This is a genomic window from Lactobacillus equicursoris DSM 19284 = JCM 14600 = CIP 110162, assembly GCF_001434815.1.
Classification (GTDB): Bacteria; Bacillota; Bacilli; order Lactobacillales; family Lactobacillaceae; genus Lactobacillus; species Lactobacillus equicursoris.
The window spans coordinates 21,374-44,092 of the sequence record NZ_AZDU01000002.1; the positions used below are offsets into that span (position 1 = coordinate 21,374).

General features: G+C 47.1%; 18 protein-coding genes. 6 read left to right on the forward strand and 12 right to left on the reverse strand.

What is annotated here, in order from left to right:
• Positions 1 to 9 precede the first annotated feature (9 nt).
• Positions 10 to 1,287, forward strand: a complete 1,278-nt coding sequence (gene eno, locus FC20_RS00735) for a phosphopyruvate hydratase (RefSeq protein WP_008459945.1) — start codon at positions 10 to 12, stop codon at positions 1,285 to 1,287.
• A gap of 77 nt (positions 1,288 to 1,364) precedes the next feature.
• On the opposite strand, the gene FC20_RS00740 is transcribed toward eno, so the two are convergent.
• Complete coding sequence (locus tag FC20_RS00740; RefSeq protein WP_008459943.1) at positions 1,365 to 1,967, reverse strand: DUF4230 domain-containing protein; 603 nt, start codon at positions 1,965 to 1,967, stop codon at positions 1,365 to 1,367.
• Positions 1,968 to 2,527: 560 nt separating this feature from the next.
• Here FC20_RS00740 and FC20_RS00745 point away from each other — a divergent pair.
• Positions 2,528 to 3,268 carry an amino acid ABC transporter ATP-binding protein gene (locus FC20_RS00745; RefSeq protein ID WP_008459941.1) on the forward strand — a complete coding sequence of 247 codons (741 nt, stop codon included), beginning with the start codon at positions 2,528 to 2,530 and terminating at the stop codon, positions 3,266 to 3,268.
• A 14-nt stretch (positions 3,269 to 3,282) separates the two neighbouring features.
• On the forward strand, positions 3,283 to 4,788 hold the full coding sequence (locus tag FC20_RS00750; protein ID WP_039943124.1) for an ABC transporter substrate-binding protein/permease: 1,506 nt from the start codon (positions 3,283 to 3,285) through the stop codon (positions 4,786 to 4,788).
• A 66-nt stretch (positions 4,789 to 4,854) separates the two neighbouring features.
• Here FC20_RS00750 and FC20_RS00755 read toward each other — a convergent pair whose 3' ends face one another.
• On the reverse strand, positions 4,855 to 5,490 hold the full coding sequence (locus FC20_RS00755) for a hypothetical protein (RefSeq protein ID WP_008459938.1): 636 nt from the start codon (positions 5,488 to 5,490) through the stop codon (positions 4,855 to 4,857).
• A gap of 66 nt (positions 5,491 to 5,556) precedes the next feature.
• Positions 5,557 to 6,399 carry a LysR family transcriptional regulator gene (locus tag FC20_RS00760; protein WP_008459937.1) on the reverse strand — a complete coding sequence of 281 codons (843 nt, stop codon included), beginning with the start codon at positions 6,397 to 6,399 and terminating at the stop codon, positions 5,557 to 5,559.
• 118 nt (positions 6,400 to 6,517) lie between these two features.
• Between FC20_RS00760 and FC20_RS00765 the strand changes: the two genes are divergently transcribed.
• Positions 6,518 to 8,782 carry an HAD-IC family P-type ATPase gene (locus FC20_RS00765; RefSeq protein ID WP_008459935.1) on the forward strand — a complete coding sequence of 755 codons (2,265 nt, stop codon included), beginning with the start codon at positions 6,518 to 6,520 and terminating at the stop codon, positions 8,780 to 8,782.
• A 67-nt stretch (positions 8,783 to 8,849) separates the two neighbouring features.
• Here FC20_RS00765 and FC20_RS00770 read toward each other — a convergent pair whose 3' ends face one another.
• Positions 8,850 to 10,001, reverse strand: a complete 1,152-nt coding sequence (locus tag FC20_RS00770; protein WP_008459932.1) for an AI-2E family transporter — start codon at positions 9,999 to 10,001, stop codon at positions 8,850 to 8,852.
• 133 nt (positions 10,002 to 10,134) lie between these two features.
• Between FC20_RS00770 and FC20_RS00775 the strand changes: the two genes are divergently transcribed.
• Positions 10,135 to 11,322 (forward strand): RNA-guided endonuclease TnpB family protein, encoded by a 1,188-nt coding sequence (locus FC20_RS00775; RefSeq protein ID WP_008459929.1) that lies wholly within the window; start codon positions 10,135 to 10,137, stop codon positions 11,320 to 11,322.
• Between the two features lie 283 nt (positions 11,323 to 11,605).
• On the opposite strand, the gene FC20_RS00780 is transcribed toward FC20_RS00775, so the two are convergent.
• Together FC20_RS00780 and FC20_RS00785 are read right to left on the reverse strand one after the other, a co-directional pair.
• Entirely contained in the window at positions 11,606 to 12,631 is a 1,026-nt protein-coding gene (locus FC20_RS00780; RefSeq protein WP_009558156.1) for a branched-chain amino acid aminotransferase, read from the reverse strand.
• A gap of 148 nt (positions 12,632 to 12,779) precedes the next feature.
• Positions 12,780 to 13,667: a cation diffusion facilitator family transporter gene (locus tag FC20_RS00785; protein WP_008459918.1), complete on the reverse strand. Its 888-nt coding sequence runs from the start codon at positions 13,665 to 13,667 to the stop codon at positions 12,780 to 12,782.
• Positions 13,668 to 13,848: 181 nt separating this feature from the next.
• On the opposite strand from FC20_RS00785, the gene FC20_RS00790 reads away from it, so the two are divergent.
• Complete coding sequence (locus FC20_RS00790) at positions 13,849 to 14,148, forward strand: ArsR/SmtB family transcription factor (protein ID WP_008459916.1); 300 nt, start codon at positions 13,849 to 13,851, stop codon at positions 14,146 to 14,148.
• Positions 14,149 to 14,199: 51 nt separating this feature from the next.
• Here FC20_RS00790 and FC20_RS00795 read toward each other — a convergent pair whose 3' ends face one another.
• From FC20_RS00795 to dnaK, 6 genes are all read right to left on the reverse strand, one after another.
• The gene (locus FC20_RS00795; RefSeq protein WP_008459915.1) at positions 14,200 to 14,727 is read right to left on the reverse strand and encodes an adenine phosphoribosyltransferase; all 528 of its coding nucleotides are present in this window, start codon (positions 14,725 to 14,727) and stop codon (positions 14,200 to 14,202) included.
• Positions 14,728 to 16,992 carry a single-stranded-DNA-specific exonuclease RecJ gene (recJ, locus tag FC20_RS00800; protein ID WP_008459913.1) on the reverse strand — a complete coding sequence of 755 codons (2,265 nt, stop codon included), beginning with the start codon at positions 16,990 to 16,992 and terminating at the stop codon, positions 14,728 to 14,730. It abuts the gene before it with no gap.
• A complete protein-coding gene (locus FC20_RS00805) occupies positions 16,989 to 17,687 on the reverse strand; it encodes a class A sortase (RefSeq protein WP_008459911.1) in 699 nt (232 codons plus the stop codon). The genes recJ and FC20_RS00805 overlap by 4 nt, the downstream gene beginning before the upstream one ends.
• Positions 17,687 to 19,525 carry a translation elongation factor 4 gene (lepA, locus tag FC20_RS00810; protein WP_008459908.1) on the reverse strand — a complete coding sequence of 613 codons (1,839 nt, stop codon included), beginning with the start codon at positions 19,523 to 19,525 and terminating at the stop codon, positions 17,687 to 17,689. The genes FC20_RS00805 and lepA overlap by 1 nt, the downstream gene beginning before the upstream one ends.
• A gap of 117 nt (positions 19,526 to 19,642) precedes the next feature.
• The gene (dnaJ, locus tag FC20_RS00815) at positions 19,643 to 20,758 is read right to left on the reverse strand and encodes a molecular chaperone DnaJ (RefSeq protein ID WP_008459907.1); all 1,116 of its coding nucleotides are present in this window, start codon (positions 20,756 to 20,758) and stop codon (positions 19,643 to 19,645) included.
• An 80-nt stretch (positions 20,759 to 20,838) separates the two neighbouring features.
• Positions 20,839 to 22,692 carry a molecular chaperone DnaK gene (dnaK, locus tag FC20_RS00820; protein ID WP_008459906.1) on the reverse strand — a complete coding sequence of 618 codons (1,854 nt, stop codon included), beginning with the start codon at positions 22,690 to 22,692 and terminating at the stop codon, positions 20,839 to 20,841.
• Positions 22,693 to 22,719 lie beyond the last annotated feature (27 nt).

The following is a 22,719-nucleotide window of genomic DNA, read 5'->3' on the forward strand; positions in this document are numbered from 1 at the left end:
GATTTTTTAATGACCAAGGTTGTTATTGAAAACGTTCATGCTAGAGAAATCTTTGACTCACGTGGTAACCCAACTGTTGAAGTTGAAGTTACTTTGTCAAACGGCGTAGTTGGCCGCGCTGAAGTTCCATCAGGTGCTTCAACTGGTGAAAACGAAGCTGTTGAATTGCGTGACGGTGGTTCACGTTTGGGCGGCAAGGGTGTTATGAAGGCTGTTAACAACGTTAACACTGCCATCAACAACGAATTACAAGGTGCTGACCCATTCAACCAACCAGCTATCGACAAGGCTATGATCGAACTTGACGGTACTCCAAACAAGGGTAAGTTGGGCGCCAACGCTATCTTGGGTACTTCCATGGCTACTGCTGTAGCAGCTGCTAAGGCTACCCACCAACCTCTTTACCGTTACCTTGGCGGTACTGACTTGTCAATGCCACAAACTTTCCACAACGTTATCAACGGTGGTGAACACGCTGACAACGGCATCGACATCCAAGAATTCATGATCACTCCAGTTAAGAAGACTTCATTCCGTGACGGCTTCGAAAAGATCGTTAACACTTACCACACCTTGAAGAAGGTTTTGGAAGAAAAGGGTTACGAAACTGGCTTGGGTGACGAAGGTGGTTTCGCACCTAACATGAAGGACTCAGAAGAAGCTTTGCGTGCATTGCACGAAGCCATCGAACGTGCTGGTTACGTTCCGGGTGAAGACATCGCTATCGCCTGCGACTGTGCTGCTTCATACTACTACAACAAGGAAGACGGCAAGTACCACCTGGAAGGCAAGGTTCTTGACGGTGACCAATTGGCAGAATACTACGACAAGTTGCTCGCAGAATTCCCAGAATTGATCTCAATGGAAGACCCATACGACGAAAACGACACTGAAGGTATGGTTAAGTTCACTCAAAGCCACAAGGACCGTCTGCAAATCGTTCTTGACGACTTTATCTGCACCAACCCACGCTTGCTTGAAAAGGCTATCAAGGAAGGCGCAGGTAACGCTTCATTGATCAAGCTGAACCAAATCGGTACTGTAACTGAAACTTTGGAAACTATCCGGATTTCACGTCAACACGGTTACAACACTATGATTTCTCACCGTTCAGGTGAAACTGGTGACACCTTCATCGCTGACTTCGCAGTTGCTACTAACGGTGGCCAATTGAAGACTGGTGCTCCAGCTCGTTCAGAACGTGTTGAAAAGTACAACCAATTGCTTAGAATCGAAGAACAACTTGGCGACGGCGAACGCCTTGACTTCTTCCCAGCTCAAGACTAATTTAATTAGTTATTGATCTAAAAAAGACTTGCATCTGCAAGTCTTTTTTTATGCCCTTTTTTAATGTCTACTCTTGTCTATTTGCTGGAAGCGGTTTGAATTACTAACTTTTTACCATCCAGCTGCCCTTTTAAGAGCTGCTTGACTACCTTCTTGGCGTTTTGGTTGGCCTGCTTGGTAATCCCTGCCTGCCTTGCCAGCTTGGTCGCTTTCTTCAAAGCAGCTGCTTCAGCATCTGTTACGTCTTCTTTCTTGTTCCAGTTAAACAAGGCATAGCTTTGGTCATAGAACTTGATGGAAGAAGCGTCAATCGCCTTCGACAGGATCACCGCTTTGGGCAGGGTCACGGTCACCTGCTGGTCAGAGACCTTGATCTTCATCTGCTTAACCTTGATCCCCGCCTTAAAATTAGCCGTATAGACCATGGTAAAGCCCTTCTTAGTGATAAAAGGAATTTGCCCTTGCGAAACTTTGTAGAGGCCCGTATAAGTATATTTTTCCGTTGACAGCTCAGCAATATCTTCCAGCTTGGCCGAAACCGTCGCCACCGTCACCTGATCCTTGCTTTGCTTGGGTAGGTGCTGGCCGATAACGACCCCTGCCGCTAAAACTGCCACCAGAGCGATGAGGGTCAGTGCCCTATTGAGGATTCCACCTCCGCTCCTCTTGATTTTTTTCAATAAAATTCATCTCCTAGCTATTACTGGCTATTAATGATAGCAAGAGAAAATTATTTTTTCAAGAATTTGCCGGTCTCCTTGTTAGAATCTTAAGTCTTGGACCGAATTTTATTTATTTTTTAACGTGAAATGCATAAATGATAAATAAAGAATAGTTTTACACTCTTTTTGACAAATTTTCATGAAAATTGTTTTTCCTCTTGCATTTTACTAAGATTTAGTCTAAAATTAAAAACTAATAAAAGAACTAAGTAAATTTCTTATTTTTTATTTTTTTCTTAAACAGATTGGAGCAAATTACCATGAGGACTAGGAGCAACAGACAAAGCTAAAGATCATCTCTTTGATGAAGCTTTAGCAGCCAATTCGCAAACATCGTTAATTAGGCACTGCTGCCTAGCGACTTGTCTGTCTAATCAGTCACTCTTTTATCCAGTAATATGCTTATATGATCTTTTTAATCTTATTAACTTTATTACAGAATTTAAAAGTACTCTTTCTAATTAGCCAAACAGCTTGCCAGAGTCAGCTTTGCCTTAGATCATAGAAAAGGATTGCACATGAACAAGATCATCGAGGTTAAGCACTTAAAGAAGAACTACGGTGAAAAAGAAGTCCTAAAGGACGTCAACGCCGTCATTGAAAAAGGCAAGGTAATTACGGTTATCGGACCATCTGGTTCCGGGAAGAGTACTTTTTTGCGTTGTCTGAACTTACTGGAAAAGCCAACCAGTGGCCAGGTTATTTTTGAAGGAACAGAATTAACCGACTTAAAAGAAGAACAGCTTGACGACCTGCGGCAAAAGATGGGAATGGTCTTCCAAAGCTTCAACCTGTTCCCGAACATGTCCGTCATCGAAAACATCAAATTGGCACCAATGAAGGTCAAGGGGATGGATGATGCATCTGCTACCAAATTGGCTCATAAGCTCTTGCAAAAGGTTGGCTTAGACGACTTTGCAGATCATGCCCCAGCCAGCCTGTCAGGCGGCCAGCAGCAGCGTGTCGCCATCGCCCGGGCGCTAGCCATGAGTCCTGACATGATGCTCTTTGACGAGCCAACCAGTGCCCTTGACCCGGAAATGGTCGGCGAAGTTTTAAAGACCATGCAAGAACTAGCCCAGTCCGGCATGACCATGGTGGTTGTCACCCACGAAATGGGCTTTGCCCGCAAGGTTTCCGATGAGGTTTGGTTTATGGCTGATGGCTACCTGCTGGAAAAAGGCAGCCCAGATGAAGTCTTTGACCATCCACAAAATGACCGTTTGAAAGACTTTTTGAACAAGATCCTAGAAGCATAAACCGAGGCAAGAACATGAAAAAACTCATCAAAATTTTTACCATTATTTTTCTCTTTTTAATGGGGCTGGCCGCCAGCCCCCTCACCTCTTCAGCTGAAGCCGCCAGCAAAAAAGTCGCTGCTGGCACCGTTATGAAAAAGATCAAGAACTCCGGCAAAATCGTGGTCGGCATGTCCGCTGACTACCCGCCAATGGAGTTTACCAAGAACGTCAACGGCAAGAACAAGTTTGTCGGCGTCGACGTGGAACTGGCCAAGCAAATTGCCAAAGACTTGGGCGTTAAGCTGGAAATCAAGAACATGGACTTTGACTCCTTGCTGGTGGCCTTGGAAACGGGCAAGATCGACGTCATAATTTCCGGGATGACCCCAACCAGCGAACGTAAGAAGAGCATCGACTTCTCCAAGATCTACTACGCCGAAAAGTCTGACTACTTCGTCATCAACAAGACCAACAAGGCTAAGTACACCTCAACCAGTTCCTTCAAGGGCAAGACGGTTGGGGCGCAAACTGGGTCTCTTCAATACACCAGTTTGAAAAAGAGTGCCTCTAAGGCTAATATCAAGGTCAAGGGCTTAGCCAAGATTTCCAACCTCTTAATGGCTTTAAAGTCTGGCAAGGTGGATGCAGTTCTTTTAGGGGAATTAAACGCCAAGACCTACAAGACCAACGACTCAAGCCTTTCCCTGGTTAAATCCAGCCTCAGCCAAGCCCAAATGGGCAATGCGGTCGGCGTTGCCAAGGGCCAAAGCGACTTGGTTAGCGCCATCAACAAGACTATCAACAAGTGCCAAAAGCAAGACCTCTTTAACAAGAAGTACATCCCAGCTGCTGCCAAGGCCATGAAGTCTGCTTCAAGCAAGAAGTCCAACTCCATGATCAAGTACTCCAGCTACTTCGCTACCGGTCTTGGCTACACCATGATCATCACCATCTGCTCCATCACGATCGGTTTGATCCTGGGCGTGATCTTCGCTTTGATGCGTTTGTCCAACAACCCAATCCTGCACGCCATTGCTGTTGTTTACATTGAATTCCTCCGCGGGACCCCGCAAATGGTTCAAGTCATGTTTGTCTACTTCGGCGTGGGGATGCTGATCAAGAACATGCCAGCTTTGGCTGCCGGGATTATCGCCATTGGGCTTAACTCTGGGGCCTACGTGGCTGAAGACATCCGTTCCGGGATCAACTCCGTTGACCCTGGTCAAACCGAAGCTGCACGTTCATTAGGCTTGTCTAAGGCCAAGACTTACCGCTACGTAGTCTTCCCACAAGCCTTAAAGAACATCTGGCCAGCTCTGGGCAACGAATTCATCACCCTGACCAAGGACAGCTCACTGGTTTCCGTAATCGGGGTTGGTGAATTGATGTACGAAACTGGTTTGGTACAAACTGCCACCTACCGGGGCGTCATGCCGCTGTTCATCACCATGTGCATCTACTTCGTGGTTACCTTTATCTTAACCCGTCTTCTGAACTACTTTGAAAAGAAGATGAACCTGACTAGTGCTCGCAGCTAATTGCAATTAGCCAATCTATAAGAAAATAAGCAAAAAAGATCGTTAGCAAAGCTAACGATCTTTTTGTTATTTATGCAATTCTTGACTAACTTGCTCTTGGTACCAGATTAAAATTGCATTGGCCACATCCGTCCGGTTGACCTCTTGAACGCGGCTTTCGCCAACATCGATAATCAGTGGCAAGCCCTGGCCGCGGGCCTCAGAATTAACCAGGTCTAGACGCTGACGCAGATGATCGTGAATCCTGCTTCTTCTTTGATCCAAATCGCCAAACTTTTGCCGGTAGTCTTCCCCGCTTAAGTCATGCTGCCATTTTTCCCGCCACAACTGAAAGCTCAATACAATCTGGGCATAAGCAGCCATGTTCTTTTTCAAATCGGCTATTAGATCTGGATAAAAGTCAGGATCTTCATCAGGAGCCACTCCTAGTTGTTCTAAAGCCTCAGAATTGATCTGGTAAACTACTTTTCCTCTCCCGGATTGGGCTAAGGCATCATCAGTTAGTTTGGCAAGTAGACATAGGTAGGCTTTTTTTATCTCTTGCTCACTGCATTTTGTTCCTCCTGGCAAATAGCCAAGCCCTTGCAGTTTAGCTTCTACACGATCCCACGGATTGTCATTTTCATTGCTACCTGCTTTTTCCAGCATCCCCTGAATGTCCAAAATAAGGTTGATTTCTTCAATTCGCGTTAATTTTGCCATCTGTTGTCCACCTTTCTTTTATCTTTCTTTTTAATTTTTACTTTCCATTATACCATTACCATTACCCTACCGGTAAAGATCAATAATATCACTCATCAATGGCGTTATAACCTGGTCTTTCAGCCAAACCAGCTCCAGCTGGGTGTGCCAAGCTGGAATTGTCAATTTTCTCACCCTCCCCTGGGCATAAGCCTGGGCAATGGAGGCTGGCACTAGAGCCACGCCCAGCCCTTGGTCGCTCCAGCGGATTGCGGTTCTTGAGTCGTCGCTTTTGACCACAAAATGAGGCGTAAGGCCTGCCTGGTTAAAAGTCTCGGTAAACAGATTTTCAAAGCGGCGGTAGATGACTAAGGGGTATTTAGACAATTTTCCCAAATTAAGATTTTCTGGCAAATCCCCTTGACTGACCGCCACCATGGGCTCATCCAGGACCTTGATGCTGTTTAGCTTGGTCCGGTTAAAAGGCGTCCGAATGATTGCTAAGTCCAGCAAGCGGTCTTCTAACTTATCCAAAATGCCGTAGGTATTGTCCTCATAGATGTCAAAGGAAAGTCCAGGATGAACCTGGGCAAAAGCAACCAGCTTTTGAGACGGCAAAACGCCAATTGATGACGACACCGATCCCAATTTGATTGTACCGCTTTTTCCCGTTTCAATGTCGGATAATTCTGTTTGGGCATTTTTGGCTAAAAGCAAGATCTGGCTGGCATAGGCATAAAACTTTTTCCCGGCTTGGGTCAATTCAATCCCATGGGGCTTTCTGATAAAAAGTCTCGCCCCCATTTCTTCTTCCAGCTGTCGCAATTGGTAGCTTAGGGCCGGCTGACCCAGGTAGAGCCTCTTGGCGGCAGAAGTGATCTGCCCTTCTTCGGCTACAATGGTAAAATACTTTAGCTGCTTAAAATTCATCTTAATTTAGTCCTTAGATATCAATCTTTTTGTTATCTCTAATCATAAATCAGTATTTTCTTAATAGCAAGAAGACGTGTAAGATAAATATCAATGAAAGCAGAGAGGAAGTATTATCATGAATAAAAAAATAGCAGGCTTAAGTCAAGCTGAAGCCCAAAAGCGGCTAGACCAATACGGTTTAAACCAGGTGCCAGAAGTGCCCTTTAGCTTCTGGAAGGAATTTGCCGGCAAGCTCTGGAACCTCAGCGCCTGGATCCTAGAAGCTGCGCTCTTGCTGGAATGCCTGCTAGGCAAGTGGATCCAGTCTGGCTTTGTCTTGTTGATGCTGCTGTTTGCGGCATATAATGGCGCTAGCCAGAAAAAGAAGTCCCGCAAGGTCCTCAGTCAAATCTCCCAAGAACTGACCCCGCAGGTCGCCGTTTGCCGGGATGGCAGCTGGCAAAAGCTGGACTCCAAGTACCTGGTACCTGGCGACTTAGTCAGCTTAAAGCGCGGGGACATCTTAGCCGCCGACGCCCAAATCCTAGAAGGCAAATTAACCTTAGATGAATCCTCCATCACCGGGGAGGCCGATGCCATTAAAAAGACAGAAAAGGAAACTGCCTTTGCCGGAACGACTGTCCTAGACGGCGAAGCCTTGGCTACGGTCACGACCACGGGGACCCATTCCAGAAGCGGGCAAACCATCAACCTGATCAACAATTCCGCAGCCCCCGGCCACTTGCAGCAGCTCTTGACCAAAATTATCTACTACCTCTGCCTCTTAAGCGGGGGCTTGACCCTGATCTTACTGCTCGCAGCCGTTATCCGCGGGGAAAACATCCTGGAAATGCTACCTTTCTTGGCCATGATGTTCATTGCCTCTATTCCAGTAGCCATGCCATCAACCTTTGCCCTGTCCAACTCCTTTGAGGCCACCCGCCTGTCAAAAGAAGGCGTCTTGACCAGTGACTTGACCGGGATCCAGGACGCAGCTAACTTGAACCTGCTCCTTTTGGACAAGACCGGGACCATTACCGAAAACAAAACTGCTGTTGCTTCTTTTACCAATTTTTCTCAAGAAAGCGATGAAGCAGTTCTAGCCTTAACTGGTCTAGCCCTAGACTTACGGAATTCTTCCATCATTGACCAGGCTCTTGGTGACTATTTAAAGCAACAGCAAATCCAGATAGCAGAGCCTGATGCCTTTACTGCCTTTACCTCCAGCAAGGGCTATTCCGAAGCTGAAAAAAATGGGCAAAATATCAAGCTTGGTTCACTTAAGATCCTCAGCCAAATCGACCCAGACTTAATGAACAAGGCCAAAAAGATTGACCTGACGACTGGCCGCTCTGTTGCTCTTTTGGTCAACGACCAGTTAGCCGCAATTTTTATCACCAAGGATCAAATCCGGCCTGATTCCAAAGCAGCACTAGCAGAAATTCGCCGCCGAGGGATTCAGCCGATCATGCTGACCGGGGACAACCAGAAAACTGCGGAAGCCGTTGCTAGCGAAGTCGGCTTAGAGGGGCAGGTCATTGCCTACAGTGACTTCACTAAAGACCTTGATCCGCAGAAAATTGCCGGGATTGCCGAAGTCTTGCCTGAAGACAAGCTGGACATGGTCAAGCACTTCCAAGAGCACGGCTATATCGTTGGCATGACCGGGGACGGGGTTAATGACTCTCCAGCCTTGAAACAAGCCGAAGTCGGCATTGCTGTCTCAAACGCCGCAGACGTGGCTAAAAAGAGCTCCAAGATGGTGCTCTTAGACGATGGCCTCTCCCCCATCGTCAAGATCCTGGACGCCGGTCACCGGGTTTATGAGCGGATGACCACCTGGTCTTTGACCAAGCTGGCTAGAACGGCAGAATTAACCATGCTCTTGACCATCGCCTACCTGGTCTTTGGCTACCTGCCAATGGCTCTAAACGCCATGGTTATCTACACCATCATGAACAACATGGTGACGATGATGATCGGGACCGACAATACCCATATCAGCTACCAGCCAGAAAACTGGAACATGGCTAAACTGGCCAAAATTGCCTTCTCCCTAGCCTTTGCCTGGACCATCATTGCCTTTTTATTTGTCAGCGGCTTAACTAAGTATGGCGTCAGCCACGACCACATTTCCACCATGGTCTATGTCTTCATGGTGGCCAGTGCCATGCTGATTGTCTTAATTACCCGGACGAAAAAGTTCTTCTGGCAATCTACTCCGTCAAAATTAGTTGCCAGCGTGCAGATTTCCGATATCGTCCTCACCTGTCTCTTGGCCATCTGCGGCATCGCCATGGCCCAAATTAACCTGCAAGAGCTAGCTTTAACGCTCCTGGTTGCCCTCATTGGCGCTGTCCTCATTGACCTGGTCTACCAGCCAGTAATCAATCATCTCTAATTCGTTTTTTCTTAAATTACAAAATCCTGCTAGCTAAACTAGCAGGATTTTGTTTTGATTTTGAAGATCAAGACTTAGTATCTTCTTCAATTGCTGCTACTTGAATTCTTAGCAGACATTTTTCTTTATAAGCAACCAGCCGCTCAAATTCCGTCTTTAAGAGTGCACCTAGTGGAACAGCAATCAACATCCCGACAAAGCCGCCCATGGCCCCGCCGGCGATGACGCAGGCGATGACGTAGAGAGGATGAATGTGGATGGCATTGCTGAGCAGCTTGGGGTTGATCAAGTTGCCGTCGATCCCTTGAATCACTAGCAAAATAATCATCCCAGCGATCAAGGCCGTCCAATTCTGGTTAAGTAGACAAGACAAGATGACCATCCCGTAGCCTAAAATTGGCCCAAAATATGGGATCAAATTACCGACACCCGTTACCATCCCGATTAAAAGGCCGTACGGTACCTTGGCAATCAGCATGGCTAAGCTGACCAAGACGCCCACGATAAAGGCATCGATGATCTGCCCGCGGATGTAGCCGGAAAAGGCACTGTCAGCGTCTGCCAAAAACACCTTAACGCCCTTAACCAATTTCGGACTAAAGAGTGCTACAAAATTCTTTTTCCAGTAGCCAGCAATCCGGTGGCCATCGTAAAGGAAGTAAATGGCAAAGATGAGCCCAAAGAAGAAGTCGCTCAAGAAGCTGGTAACCTTGCCCACGCTGGCCTGCAGGTAGCTGACCAACCCGCTGGTCGACATGCCCTGCTTATTCAGGTAATTCATGATTTCGTTAATAAAGGAGCTGTACTGACTTTGCAACTGGGCGTAGATATTTTCCAAGCTTTTTACATTAATGTTGCTCAGCTGCTTGGAGAAGGTCACATAGATGGCCACGAAGGCTAAGACAAAAACCAAGAACAAGGACAGCAAGGTCAAGGCAACGGCCAGTGATCTTGACCCAGTTGCAATTGCACCTTGACTCTTGCCTTTAGACAATTTTTTATCCAAAAAATTAGTCAAAGGCATCAAGAGGTATGTTAAAACCAGGCCATAGATAAGCGGCGTGGCGATGGCCCCTAAAATCTTGCCTAGCCGGACCCAAAAGCCGGTTGATTCGTAGCATAATAGCAGGATGGCTAGCCCCAATAAAACCGTTCCTAGGGCGTACAGGGCGACTTTGACATATTTACGATCGAAGTGGTTCCAAAATTGATTTTTCATTGATTGTTTGGCGTGCGGAAACCTTCGATTTAAATCGAGGGAGGAGCACGCCTTTCTCCTTTCTATAATGCTTTAGCTTTCACTTTCAATAGGGAACATGATACAATCGAGCTGTTGAAAGGAGGCTAAATAAATGGAAATTTCTCTAACTATTAAAGCTCGCATTTATCCTAGTCAAAGCGAAGCTGAATCGCTTAAGAAAACGATGGAAGCTTACAGACAAGGTTGTAATTATGCGTCGCAGTATGTTTTTAACAACAATTTTGAACTTGGTCAATCGAAGCTTAACAAAGCCTTGTATCACGACTTGCGTGATACCTTCGACTTGAAGTCTCAAATGGCACAATCTGTTTTACGGACTGTAATTGCTCGTTATAAGACTGTTGCCACACAGCTAAGTCAAAAGCCGTACAAATGCCTAGGCTATAAAATCAAGCGCGACTTAACTTGGCTGTGGAAACCTATTACTTTTTCTAGACCGCAATTTGAGCTGGTCAGAAATCGTGACTGGTCGTTTAAAAACGACAATCAAGTTAGCCTTAATACGCTTGATGGCCGGATTATTTGTCAAATCTCAATGTCAGGCTTTGAAAAATATCAAGATTGGCAATTTGGTAGTGCTAGGGTTTTGAAATCCAGTAAGCACTGGTATCTCCATATTTCCGCAAGCCGGGAAATTGACGATTACGATATTAATCAAACTCGTCACGTAATTGGAATCGACCGTGGTTTAAGACAAATCGTGACCTGCTATGATGAAAAAGGCAAAACCTTATTCAAAAACGGTAAGCAGATTGCTAAAAAACGTAACCATTACAAGCAGTTAAGACGTCACTTACAGCTGACTAATACCAAATCCTCTAAAAGACGAATCCGCAAAATCGGTCAGCGAGAGAACCGCTGGATGAGCGATTATAATCATTGTTTGTCTAAGACACTCGTTGAAAAATATGGAACTGATTCGTTGTTTGTTTTGGAAGATCTAACTGACATAACCTTTGATACCGTTAATAACCGCAAGCGTGAAGACCGATATGAGCATTGCTCCTGGTCTTTCTACGACCTTGAACAGAAATTGACTTACAAGGCTCACCTCAATCACAGTGAAGTGATTAAAGTTGACGCTTACTGTACTAGTCAGCGCTGTCCAAAATGCGGACGTATTAACAAGGAAAACCGTAAGCACAATCTACATTTGTACATTTGTGATAAATGTGGATACAAGTCAAATGACGACCGCATCGGCGCAATGAATATCCAAAATCTTGGAACAATGTACGTTAGCGGTAATTATAAGCCAACATATCAAAAATTAGTCTAGTGTATAAATTATGCTAGACCGCCGTACCTATCAACATGCGGAAACGTCTTTTGACGTTTGAGAAGCAACAGCGTAAAAGACTTTTAGCCTTTGGTTGTGGGAGAGTTTCTTTACTCGCTAGTACCACGATTAGCTAGTTGCAAACCTGGGAATTTATTCCCAAGTAGTTGATCCAATCCCTCTTTTCATTCTGAACAGCTTTTGAATACCATTATAACAATTTTTAGCAAAAGAAAAAGCAGACAATTTGTCTGCTTTTTCTAACTAAATTGGAAAACTAGATTTACAATACGTGGTGAATCCAGCCGGCAGGGCCTTCGATTTCCCCGTTTTGGATACCAGTCAAGGTGTTGTACAGTTCTTCCATGTACTTGCCTGGCTTTTCCATCCCGGATGGGAAGTCGATGACTTGATCGCCGTTGACTACGCGGCCAACTGGTGACAATACGGCTGCCGTACCAACTAAGGCACATTCCTTGAAGGAAGGCAGTTCGTCGAAGCGAACCTTTCTTTCTTCAACAGTCAAGTTCAGGTAGTTTTCAGCCAAGTATACGAGAGAACGTCTAGTGATTGATGGCAAAATTGAATTGGATTTAGGAACAACCAAGTGGTTGTTTTGGTCAATAAAGATAATGTTTGAGCCGCCAGTTTCTTCAATGTAAGTTTGAGTAGCTGGGTCCAGGTACATGTTTTCAGCAAAGCCGGCTTGGTGGGCAGTCACAGTTGCCTTTAAGCTCATGGCGTAGTTCAAAGCGGCCTTTACATGACCAGTCCCGCGAGGAGCGGCACGGTCATATTGCGCAACTTGAACGGCAACTGGCGTAGCCCCGCCCTTGTAGTATGGGCCAACTGGAGTGGTAAAGATTCTAAACATGTAGTCTTGCGCTGGTGCAACGCCGATGATTGGCGTAGTACCGATTTCGTAAGGTCTGATGTAAAGAGATGCACCAGAACCGTATGGTGGAACCCAGTCTACGTTAGCCTTAACCACTTGGTCGATGGCTTCAACGAACTTGTCCTTTGGATAAGGTTCCATTTCGATTCTCTTTGCTGAGTTGTACATTCTTTCAGCGTTTTGGTCTGGACGGAAGACAACAACTGAGCCATCCTTCCAGGTATATGCCTTCATCCCTTCAAAGACTTGTTGTGCGTATTGCAGGGTTTCAGCACATTCATTTAAAACAACGTTAGGATCGCTTACCAGCTTGCCGCCTTCCCAAGCACCGTCGTGGAAATAGTCCACGTATCGCTTGTCGGTTTGGTGATAGCCAAAGCCGATATTTGCCCAATCAAGATCTTTCTTAGCCATAGGTCTTACCTCCTAAAAAATTCAATCACTAATTTATAGAAGTAACTATAATACTCTTTTTAGGTCTTTGCAAGCAGTTTTTAAAAAGATTTTCATTTTGCGCTTATTTTCTTAATTTTCAAAAGAAAAAAGGCCTTTCGGCCTTATTTTAGTTCTCCTTGTCGCTAGAAATCAAGTCTTCATCCATCCCCCGACCGCATTCAGCTTGCAGAGTTACGTGGTTGATGCCAAATTCCGTCTTTAAGCGGTCCGCAATTTCTTGGCTCAGTTCTTCAATGCGTTGAGCCGACAAGTCGGGATCAACGTTCAGGTGGGCATCCAGCATGATGGTGTCATCGCTGTAGCGCCAAACGTGCAAATGGTGCAGTCTCTTGACCTCCTTAAAGGACAAAACAGCTCCTTCAATGGCTTTTAAGTCTAGATCAGGGTTAGCCTCCATTAAAACGTCAGCAGAGTCCTTGGTGACCTCAATTGCCTCTTTAAAGAGCATGACAGAAGCTGCCAGGGTCAAGATGGGGTCAATCAGCTTCCAGCCAAAGTAGGTAATCACCAGTGAACCGGCAACAACTGCTACGCTGGACAAGGTGTCAGACAGCATGTTTAAAAAGAGGGCCCGGGCGTTTAAGCTCTTTTTAGCCCCCCGCATCAAGATCAGCATGGAAAAAAGGTTACCGGCTAAGCCAACCAGGGAAATGGCAAACATCAACTTGCCCTTGATAACCTCCGGCTTAGAAAAGCGCTGGATGGCTTCTGCAAACAAGTAGGCACTGATCAAGATCAAGATGACCCCGTTGGTGTAGGCAGCTAAAGTTTCGGCCCGCTTGTAACCAAAGGTCTTGTGCTCATTCTTGTGCTTTTTGGCAATTAGATTAGCAATGTATGCCAAAACGATTGAGGCAACATCGGTTAAGTTGTGAACTGCATCTGACAAGAGGGCTAAAGAACCGGATAAAAAGCCGCCCACGAATTCGGCCGCCGTCACGGCGACGTTTAAGATGGTCACCCACATGTAGCTTTTGGTAGATTTGGCATTCATGATTTTTATTTCCTTTTTTCTTAGTTAAATCAGATTAAGGATAAGTGTAACTATATATCTATTTTGGAATATTATTTACTAGTAGTATATATCTAAAACGGAATATATGCAAGATTTTTTTTCGGAAATTGCGTTATAATTAAGTTAAGATTTAACACCTAAGATTGGAAGTGAGGACACGATGGACCACAACTACTTAATCGCGGAGGCTGCCCGCCTCTTTAAGATCCTAGGCAACAGCCTACGGATCCATATCTTGATCTACTTAAGGCAAAACGGAGAAAGCGCAGTCGGTGACCTGGTAACCCACCTAAAAGCCTCCCAGCCCGTCGTCTCCAAGCAGCTCGGGATTTTGAGCAAGGCTGAGTTTGTCCAGAAAAGACGCGATGGCAACTTTATCTATTATTCCATCAATGACCCCGACATCATTGAGATCATTGATGCCATGACTGAACATATTGAGCACATCAAAAAGCAGTAACCAGCTGGTTACTGCTTTTTTCATAGTATTTTTCTCTTCTTGCTTGATTAATTAAGCACCTTCGTATTGAACCAGGGAGAAGATATCAACATCTGGGAACTTTTCCCGGCCCTTGAGGTCAGTCAATTCGATGTAGAAGGCTGCACCAACGACTTCCCCGCCAAGGCGCTCAATCAATTCCTTAGTTGCGTGCAAGGTGCCGGCAGTAGCCATCAAGTCGTCGCAAATTACGACCTTTTGGCCAGGCTTAATAGCATCCTTGTGCATTTCCAAAACATTTGAGCCGTATTCCAGGTCGTAAGCGGCTGCTTCAACTTCTCTTGGCAACTTGTGAGGCTTACGGGCTGGTACAAAGCCGATGCCCAGTTCAATGGCAACTGGGGTCCCTACCAAAAAGCCACGTGCTTCTGGCCCAACAATCACGTCAGCGTGACGGCTCTTAGCGTATTCTGCGATTTCGTGAGTAGCAGCCGCAAAAACTTCCCCATTTTGCAAGATTGGGGTGATGTCTCTAAAGATGATCCCTTCGTTAGGGAAGTCCTTGACACTGGCAATATACTTCTTATAATCGATTGACATTTAAAATCCTCCATTCACTAGGCTTTCCGCATAGCGCAACAATTCATTTGAAGAGATTGTTCGTAATTTATTGACGAAAGCATACTCTGCTTTCACTGACCGGTAATAGGCCGAATCTTCAAGAGATTTCTTAGCAGGGCTTTGCTCTGGAACCAATCTGTCCTCTTCCATTTTAACAAAATCCAGCGTAAAAAACACCCTCAAGATGAAAAGGAGAGTATCCGGATCAAGGCCTATTTTGGCACTGGCTCTGACATAATCATTCGGCTTTTCTCCTGGATGCTGAACTAGGTATTCCCAGACCTGACCAAAGTTCATCCGGCTTGGGAGATTTTGCCCTGGCAAGCGGTCCAGCTGGAAACGCAAGAAGAGCTGCCGGTACGGCTTTTTCAAGACATAGTTGAGCTGGGCAGCATTGGCGGGTACGTCTAAGACAGAAACGATAGCTTGACTTAAGTCCTCATCATTTTTAGCCAAGGCAAGCTGGCCATCGCCTAGACCGAAACGCTCTTTAGCCAGCGGGATATTCTTTTCATCAAAGAGCAGATACTTGTCCGCAAAGCCCAGCAGCCCCTCCTGCCCCCTTAAGTCCACAATGTGCGGGGCAAAGGCTGCTAAGCTTGGACCGTACTTCAGGTCAATCACTCGGAACTGGACATTGCTTCTGCCCTTAAAGGTATTGATGACCGGTTTTACCAGGATTTGACTGATAAAAGGCACCGTCGTCTCACTCAAGGGATGGGCAAAGTCCACGGCCCGGACCGAGCCCACGTTAAAGCTGGCCCCCTTCCGCATCGGACGGAAGCTGGAAATCTTGGGCTGGTCAACGAGGAAGACTGGCTCAGGATTGTCTTGACCAAAAGGCCCAGCGACTTGCAGGTTATTAACCGCATCTAAGCTTACGTCTTGCGGATTAATCTTCCCGTCGTACTCTTGAACCTTTTCTTCCTTGATCTCCCCTTTTTCAAAGCTAGCATTAAAGTCAGCCCGGAGCTGGGCTACTTGGTCTTCCGTCGTTGACAGGCCGCAGGCAAAGTCATGGCCGCCAAATTGGACGATTGACTGCCCTTCTAGGGGCTTCAAGGCATTAAAGAGGTTGAAGCGGGCGTCAGAGCGGCCAGACCCCTTAACGATCCCGGATTTATTTTTAGTCAGCATCAAGGTTGGCTTATGGTATTTTTCAACGACCTTGTTGGCTACCAGTCCCATAACCCCTTCATGCCAAGACGGGTTATAAAGGGTCAGGGTCGGCTTATCTTGGTAGCCCATTTGTTTGATCTGGGCGTCAGCCTGGTCCATGGTCTGCTGAGTCAGGTCTTTTCTTTCGGTATTCAGCTTTTCCACCTGGTCAGCCAGTTCTTGGGCTTCGCCTGGGCTTTCAGCTAACAGCAGTCTAACCGCTAAAGAAGCGTCTGCCAGACGGCCGCAGGCGTTCAGGCGCGGCGCAATGTTAAAGCCCACGTCTTCTTCGTTGATCTGGCCAAAATTCAGGCCGGCATTATTGATCAAGGCGCGCAGACCTGGCCGGCTGGTCTCGTTTAAGAGCTCCAAGCCCCTTTTTACCAAAACATGTCCTTCGCCTGACACCTTAACCATGTCGCCAATGGTGCCGATCATGGCTAATTCCAAAAATTCGCTGGCTGTATCTTCTAAAACGGCCCGAGCAATGGTATAAGCCACCCCGGCCCCGCAATAGTCATCAAAAGGATAATCCTGACCTGGATAGTTGCAGTGGACGATGGCGTAGGCATCCGGCATCTGATCTTTAAAGGTGTGGTGGTCGGTCACGATCGTGTCTACGCCATGCTCTTTGGCATAGGCCACTTCTTCGATCCCGGTGACCCCGTTGTCGACAGTGATGATCAAATTGGTCCCGTCTGCCACGATATCCTTGTAGCGGTCAAGGCTAGGCCCGTAGCCGTCTTTAAAGCGGTCTGGAATAAAGTAGTGAACGTCTGCCCCCATGATCGACAGCATTTCGGTCATGATAGCAGTTGCCGTAATCCCGTCAGCATCATAGTCGCCGTAGATGGTGATTTTTTCCCCATTATCTAGGGCCTGATTGATCCGGTCAACGGCCTTATCCATGTCGTGCATCAGGTAGGGATCAGCCAAATCCTCTTCTGTTGCATTAAACCAGTACTCGAGCTGTTCAGCCGTATTGATCCCGCGCAAAGAAAACAACTTAGCCGTTAACGGGCTAAGTTGAAATTCTTCAGCTAGATCGCTTGCTAAAGGCGCAGCCTTTCTTTCTTGCCATTTCATTTAGTCTTAAACATCCCCAAGTTTTGCTTACTTGCCTTCGCGGTCTTGATCAGCTTGCCCCGTAAGGACCAGCGGTTGGTCCCGCCATCAACACAGGTAATCAAGGTAACAATCTTTTTCTTCGTGTTTTCCACCAGCCAGACCGCCGTTGGGTCTACCACCTTCTTGTAGTAGATCTGGTAGGTGTAGACCTTCTTTAAGTCGGTTAAGTAGACTTTGGCGCCAATTTGTACCCGCTCCAGCGGTGAAAAAAGCGCACCTTTATCGGTCATGTAGTGGCCGGCCAAGGGATAGTTGCCCTGGCCCATTTTCTGGTCGGCCCGCATGGTGCCGCCGCCCGTTGACAAGGCATCGTTAGACAAGCCCTGCATGATTGGCAAATTCAGGTTAACGGACGGAATAGCAATAATGCCAATCGCCCCGGCCGTATTTTTCACCCGGCTTTTCAAGGTTTCATTGATCCCCAAGGACTTAACCTTACTGAAGTCATACATGCCCTTCTTCTTTTGGTTGTCAGCAATCTGCTCAGCCGTCAAGCCATTTAAGGCACTAGCTTGATTTTGCTTGACGAAAAAAGCACTGATCTGGCGGTTAAAAACCAGAGCCAGGCCAACCAGCAACAGTATGGTTGCGGCAATTCGCAGGAAGATTGCGGACTTGTCGGTCTTTTTCTTTTGTTTTTGCTTCTTAGTCATTACTTGCCCTTGATGTCGTCATCATTCATCCGCAAGACGGCCATAAAGGCATCTTGCGGCACTTCTACCCGGCCGACGGCCTTCATCCGCTTCTTGCCTCGCTTTTGCTTTTCCAAAAGCTTAGCCCGCCGGTCTGGGTCACCGGTGTGGATCTTCCAAGTAACGTCTTTCCGGTATGGCTTGATGGTAGCCCGAGAAATGATCTTAGACCCAATAGCCCCTTGAATGTCCACTTGGAAGTTTTGTCTTGGGATCAGCTTCTTTAAAAGACTGGTCATCTGAACCGCCCGGTCGCGGGCTTCTTCTCTGTGGGCGATGAAGCTCAAGGCATCGATTGGTTCCTTGTTTAACAGGATGTCGATCTTGACCAGGTTGGTTGCCCGGTAGCCGATGATTTCGTAGTCAAGAGATGCATAGCCCTTGGTGGAAGACTTCAGCTGGTCAAAAAAGTCGTAGATAATTTCAGCAAGCGGCATTTCGTAAATCACGTTTACCCGGTACTTGTCCAGGTAGTCCATGGTTTGGAATTCCCCGCGCTTGCCTTCACACAGCTGCATGACTGAACCAACAAAGTCGTTAGGCACCATGATTTCAGCCTTCACATAAGGCTCTTGCAGCTCCTTATATTCACCGGCATCTGGCAGGTCAGCCGGGTTATCGATCAGCTTCACGTCACCATCAGGCATGATGGCGTGGTAGTCAACCGATGGCGCCGTCATGATCAAGTCCAGGTCAAATTCTTGCTCTAAACGCTCTTGCACAACGTCCATGTGCAACAGGCCCAAAAAGCCGCAGCGGAAGCCAAAGCCCAGGGCCTGAGAGGTTTCTGGCTCAAATTCCAAGGATGCATCGTTTAATTGCAGCTTTTGCAGAGCTTCTTTTAAGTCATCATAATCCCGGTTGTCGGTTGGGTACATCCCGGAATAAACCATCGGCGGAATCTGCCGGTAGCCTGGCAAGGCTTCCTTGGTTGGGTCAGCAGCCGAGGTGATCGTGTCACCGACCCGGGTTTCCCGGACCGACTTGATGTTGGAGGTAATATAGCCAACGTCACCAGCGATCAAGACGTCTTCTTTGACCGGGTGAGGGCTGGAAACGCCGACTTCCGTCACCTCGTACTTTTTACCGGTGTTCATGATCATAATCTCGTCGCCTGGCTTGACCATGCCTTCTTCGATCCGGACTGACATCACTACCCCGCGGTAGTCGTCATACTTGGAGTCAAAGATGAGGGCCTTAAGCGGTGCTTCCAAATCGCCAGTTGGGGCCGGAATATCGGTTACGATTCTTTCTAGAAGCTCTGGGATCCCCTGGCCAGTCTTGCCGGAAACTTCGACAGCATCGCTAGCGTCCAGCCCCAGCATGTCGCTGATTTCGCTTTTAGCCATGTCGGGGTCGGCACTTGGCAGGTCAATCTTGTTTAAGACTGGCAGGATTTCCAGATCGTTTTCTAGGGCCAGGTAGGTGTTAGACAGGGTCTGGGCCTGCACGCCTTGAGAGGCGTCAACGACTAAAAGGGCCCCTTCACAGGCCGCTAGAGAGCGGGAAACTTCATAAGAGAAGTCGACGTGCCCTGGCGTATCAATCAGGTGGAAGATGTAGTCTTCCCCATCTTGGGCATGGTATTTCACCTGCACCGAGTTCATCTTGATGGTGATCCCTCTTTGCCGCTCTAAAGGCATGTCATCCAGCATCTGGTTCTTTAATTGTCTCTTTGAAACGGTGTCCGTTAATTCCAAAATCCGGTCAGCAATCGTGGATTTGCCGTGGTCAACGTGGGCCACAATTGAAAAATTGCGGATGTGTTTTTGATATTCTTTTAATTTCTTTAAGTCCATAAATTTATCGCATCCTTACTAAAGTACTAAACAATTATACCTGAAAAACGCGTCTTTGTCTTTCTTTACCCACTAAAAAGAGGTGACCATTTGGTCACCTCTGGCAAAAATGCATATTTAGCTTAACTTTTCCTTGAGCCGTTCAAAGAAGCCTTTTTCTTGCGGAGCAATGTTGCCGCCGCTAGCCTTGACAAATTCAAGGAGAGCCTTTCTTTGTGCCTCATTGATGCTCTTCGGAATCACGATTTCTACCGTCGTGATCTGATCACCGTTTGCGCCGCCGCGCAGGCTTGGCACGCCCTTTTCCTTTAAGGTGAACTTCTGGTTAGGCTGAGTCCCGGCCGGAATCTTTAACTTCGTTTCACCATAAACGGTCTTAACGTTGATTTCATCTCCCAAGGTTGCTTGGGCAAAAGAAATCGGAATCGTCGTATAGATCGTTTGACCGCGTCTAGTAAAGTCCTTGCTTGGACGAACCCTAAAGACGATGTAAAGGTCCCCGTAAGGGCCACCGTTCTTGCCGGCTTCACCTTGCCCAGCCAAGCGAATTTGCTGACCATTGTCGATCCCAGCTGGAATCTTGACTTGCAGAGTCTGCTTTTGGTCAGTGACGCCCTTACCGTGGCAGGTCTTACATGGGTGCTGGATGATTACGCCAGAGCCGCCGCACTTGTCACAGGTGGTTTGTCTTTGAACCATGCCCAAGATGCTTCTTTGAGTAATGGTCATCATGCCGCTGCCGCCGCACTTGTCACAGGTAATTGGGTGAGTACCCTTTTCGGCCCCATTGCCCCCGCAGCTTTCACAGGTGGCAGAGCGCGTGTAGGTAATGTCACTGGTCTTGCCCTTGATGGCATCCATAAAGTCAATGGTCATGGTGTAGTCCAGGTCAGCCCCTCTTTGCGGAGCCGTTGGGTCCATCTGCTGGCGAGCGCCGCCGCCAAAGAAGCTGTTAAAGATGTCACCAAAGTCGCCAAAATCAGAGGCTCCGAAGCCTTGACCATTACCATTCATGCCCGCTTGGCCGAATTGGTCATATTGCTGCTTTTTCTGCGGGTCGTGCAAGACTTCGTAAGCTTCGTTGACTTCTTTATACTTTTCTTCTGCTCCTGGCTCGTGGTTAAGGTCTGGGTGGTACTTTTTAGCTAATTTCCGGTATGCCTTGCTGATTTCTGCATCGCTGGCATCCCGGCTCACGCCTAAGACGTCATAATAATCCCGATTTGCTGCCATCTAATAAATGCTCCTTATTACTAACAAAAGAAAAGAACTACGTCTCGCAGTTCTTCTCCTTTTGTTTTATTATAGCCGCTTTACTTGTTTGGGTCTACCTTGGTAAAGTCGCCATCTACCGTGTCGCCATTTGAGCCGTTATTGCCGGCATCCCCGTTTGGGTTAGGACCAGCTTGGCCGGCTTGACCTTGGCCGTTTTGAGCATTTTGTTGGTAGAGCTTAACAGCCAGGTCTTGAGCGGCCTTGCTCAGAACGTCCTTCTTAGCCTTCATGTCGTCCAAGTTATTGTCCTTTTGAGCTTTCTTCAGGTCTTCTAGGGCATCCTTAACTGGCTTAACGTCAGCGTCTGAAAGCTTGCCGTCAACTTCCTTCAAAGTCTTTTCGGTTTGGAAGATCAAGCTGTCAACTTCGTTTCTAAGGTCGACTTCTTCCTTCTTCTTTGCGTCTTCGTCAGCGTGTTCTTCGGCTTCCTTCTTCATTCTTTCGATTTCTTCATCTGACAAGCCAGATGCTGATTGAATGGTGATCTTTTGTTCCTTGCCAGTGCCCATGTCCTTAGCTGAAACGTTAACGATACCGTTCTTGTCGATGTCGAAGGTAACTTGAATTTGTGGCACGCCACGTGGGGCAGCAGGAATATCAGTCAATTCAAAACGGCCTAAAGTCTTGTTATCGGCAGCCATTGGCCGTTCACCTTGCAAAACGTGGATGTCAACGGCTGGTTGGTTGTCAGCAGCAGTTGAGAAGATTTGGCTCTTAGAAGTTGGGATAGTAGTGTTTCTGTCGATCAACTTAGTGAAGACGCCGCCCATGGTTTCAATCCCAAGGGAAAGTGGAGTAACGTCCAGCAAAACGATGTCCTTCACGTCACCGGAGATAACCCCGCCTTGGATAGCTGCACCTAAGGCAACGGCTTCGTCTGGGTTGATGGAGTGGTCAGGTTCCTTGCCGGCCCATTGCTTAACGGCTTCTTGAACGGCTGGAATCCGAGTAGAACCACCGTTTAAGATCACCTTGTCGATGTCATTTACGCTAAGACCGGCGTCACGCAAGGCGTTGTCAAATGGGATCTTGGTTCTTTGAACCAGGTCATCAGTTAATTCGTTGAACTTGGCTCTAGTCAAATCTGCTTCCAGGTGCAGTGGACCTGCTTCACCAGCGGAAATGAATGGAAGTGAAACATGAGTTGAAGAAACGCCTGACAAGTCCTTCTTAGCCTTTTCAGCGGCGTCCTTCAAACGTTGCATTGCCATCTTGTCCTTGGACAAGTCAACGCCGTTTTCATCCTTAAAGCCGGCTACCAGCCAGTCGATGATCTTGTTGTCAAAGTCGTCCCCGCCCAGGTGAGTGTCACCGTTGGTTGACAGAACTTGGAAGACGCCGTCGCCCAATTGCAAAACGGAAACGTCGAAAGTACCACCGCCAAGGTCGTATACCAAAACCTTTTCGTCATCGTCGTCTTTGTCCAAACCGTATGCCAAAGCTGAAGCAGTTGGTTCGTTGATGATTCTTTGCACGTTCAAGCCAGCAATCTTACCAGCATCCTTAGTAGCTTGACGTTGGGCGTCGTTGAAGTAGGCTGGAACCGTGATTACGGCGTCGGTAACTGGTTCACCCAAGTAGTCTTCTGAGAACTTCTTGATGTATTGCAAGATCATGGCTGAGATTTCTTGTGGGGTGTAAGCCTTGTCGCCAACCTTAACCTTGTAGTCACTTTCGCCCATGTGCCGCTTGATGGACACGATGGTGTTTGGGTTAGTGATAGCTTGACGCTTTGCCACTTCCCCAACTTGGATTTCGCCATCCTTGAAGGCAACTACTGATGGAGTAGTTCTAGCACCTTCTGGGTTAGTAATGATCTTTGGTTCCTTGCCTTCCAAAACTGCCACAGCAGAGTTGGTAGTACCTAAGTCAATCCCAATAACTTTTGACATTATCTTTATCTCCTTTAAATTATTGCT

Coding starts and splice junctions, on each gene's coding strand:
- dnaJ (WP_008459907.1), bottom strand. CDS start 20,758: ATGGCAGCAAATCGGGATTATTATGACGTCTTAGGCGTGAGCCGGGAT.
- FC20_RS00805 (WP_008459911.1), bottom strand. CDS start 17,687: ATGACTAAGAAGCAAAAACAAAAGAAAAAGACCGACAAGTCCGCAATC.
- FC20_RS00795 (WP_008459915.1), bottom strand. CDS start 14,727: ATGTCAATCGATTATAAGAAGTATATTGCCAGTGTCAAGGACTTCCCT.
- FC20_RS00785 (WP_008459918.1), bottom strand. CDS start 13,667: ATGAATGCCAAATCTACCAAAAGCTACATGTGGGTGACCATCTTAAAC.
- FC20_RS00755 (WP_008459938.1), bottom strand. CDS start 5,490: ATGGCAAAATTAACGCGAATTGAAGAAATCAACCTTATTTTGGACATT.
- FC20_RS00770 (WP_008459932.1), bottom strand. CDS start 10,001: ATGAAAAATCAATTTTGGAACCACTTCGATCGTAAATATGTCAAAGTC.
- eno (WP_008459945.1), top strand. CDS start 10: ATGACCAAGGTTGTTATTGAAAACGTTCATGCTAGAGAAATCTTTGAC.
- dnaK (WP_008459906.1), bottom strand. CDS start 22,692: ATGTCAAAAGTTATTGGGATTGACTTAGGTACTACCAACTCTGCTGTG.
- FC20_RS00750 (WP_039943124.1), top strand. CDS start 3,283: ATGAAAAAACTCATCAAAATTTTTACCATTATTTTTCTCTTTTTAATG.
- FC20_RS00745 (WP_008459941.1), top strand. CDS start 2,528: ATGAACAAGATCATCGAGGTTAAGCACTTAAAGAAGAACTACGGTGAA.
- recJ (WP_008459913.1), bottom strand. CDS start 16,992: ATGAAATGGCAAGAAAGAAAGGCTGCGCCTTTAGCAAGCGATCTAGCT.
- FC20_RS00780 (WP_009558156.1), bottom strand. CDS start 12,631: ATGGCTAAGAAAGATCTTGATTGGGCAAATATCGGCTTTGGCTATCAC.
- FC20_RS00765 (WP_008459935.1), top strand. CDS start 6,518: ATGAATAAAAAAATAGCAGGCTTAAGTCAAGCTGAAGCCCAAAAGCGG.
- FC20_RS00775 (WP_008459929.1), top strand. CDS start 10,135: ATGGAAATTTCTCTAACTATTAAAGCTCGCATTTATCCTAGTCAAAGC.
- lepA (WP_008459908.1), bottom strand. CDS start 19,525: ATGGACTTAAAGAAATTAAAAGAATATCAAAAACACATCCGCAATTTT.
- FC20_RS00790 (WP_008459916.1), top strand. CDS start 13,849: ATGGACCACAACTACTTAATCGCGGAGGCTGCCCGCCTCTTTAAGATC.
- FC20_RS00760 (WP_008459937.1), bottom strand. CDS start 6,399: ATGAATTTTAAGCAGCTAAAGTATTTTACCATTGTAGCCGAAGAAGGG.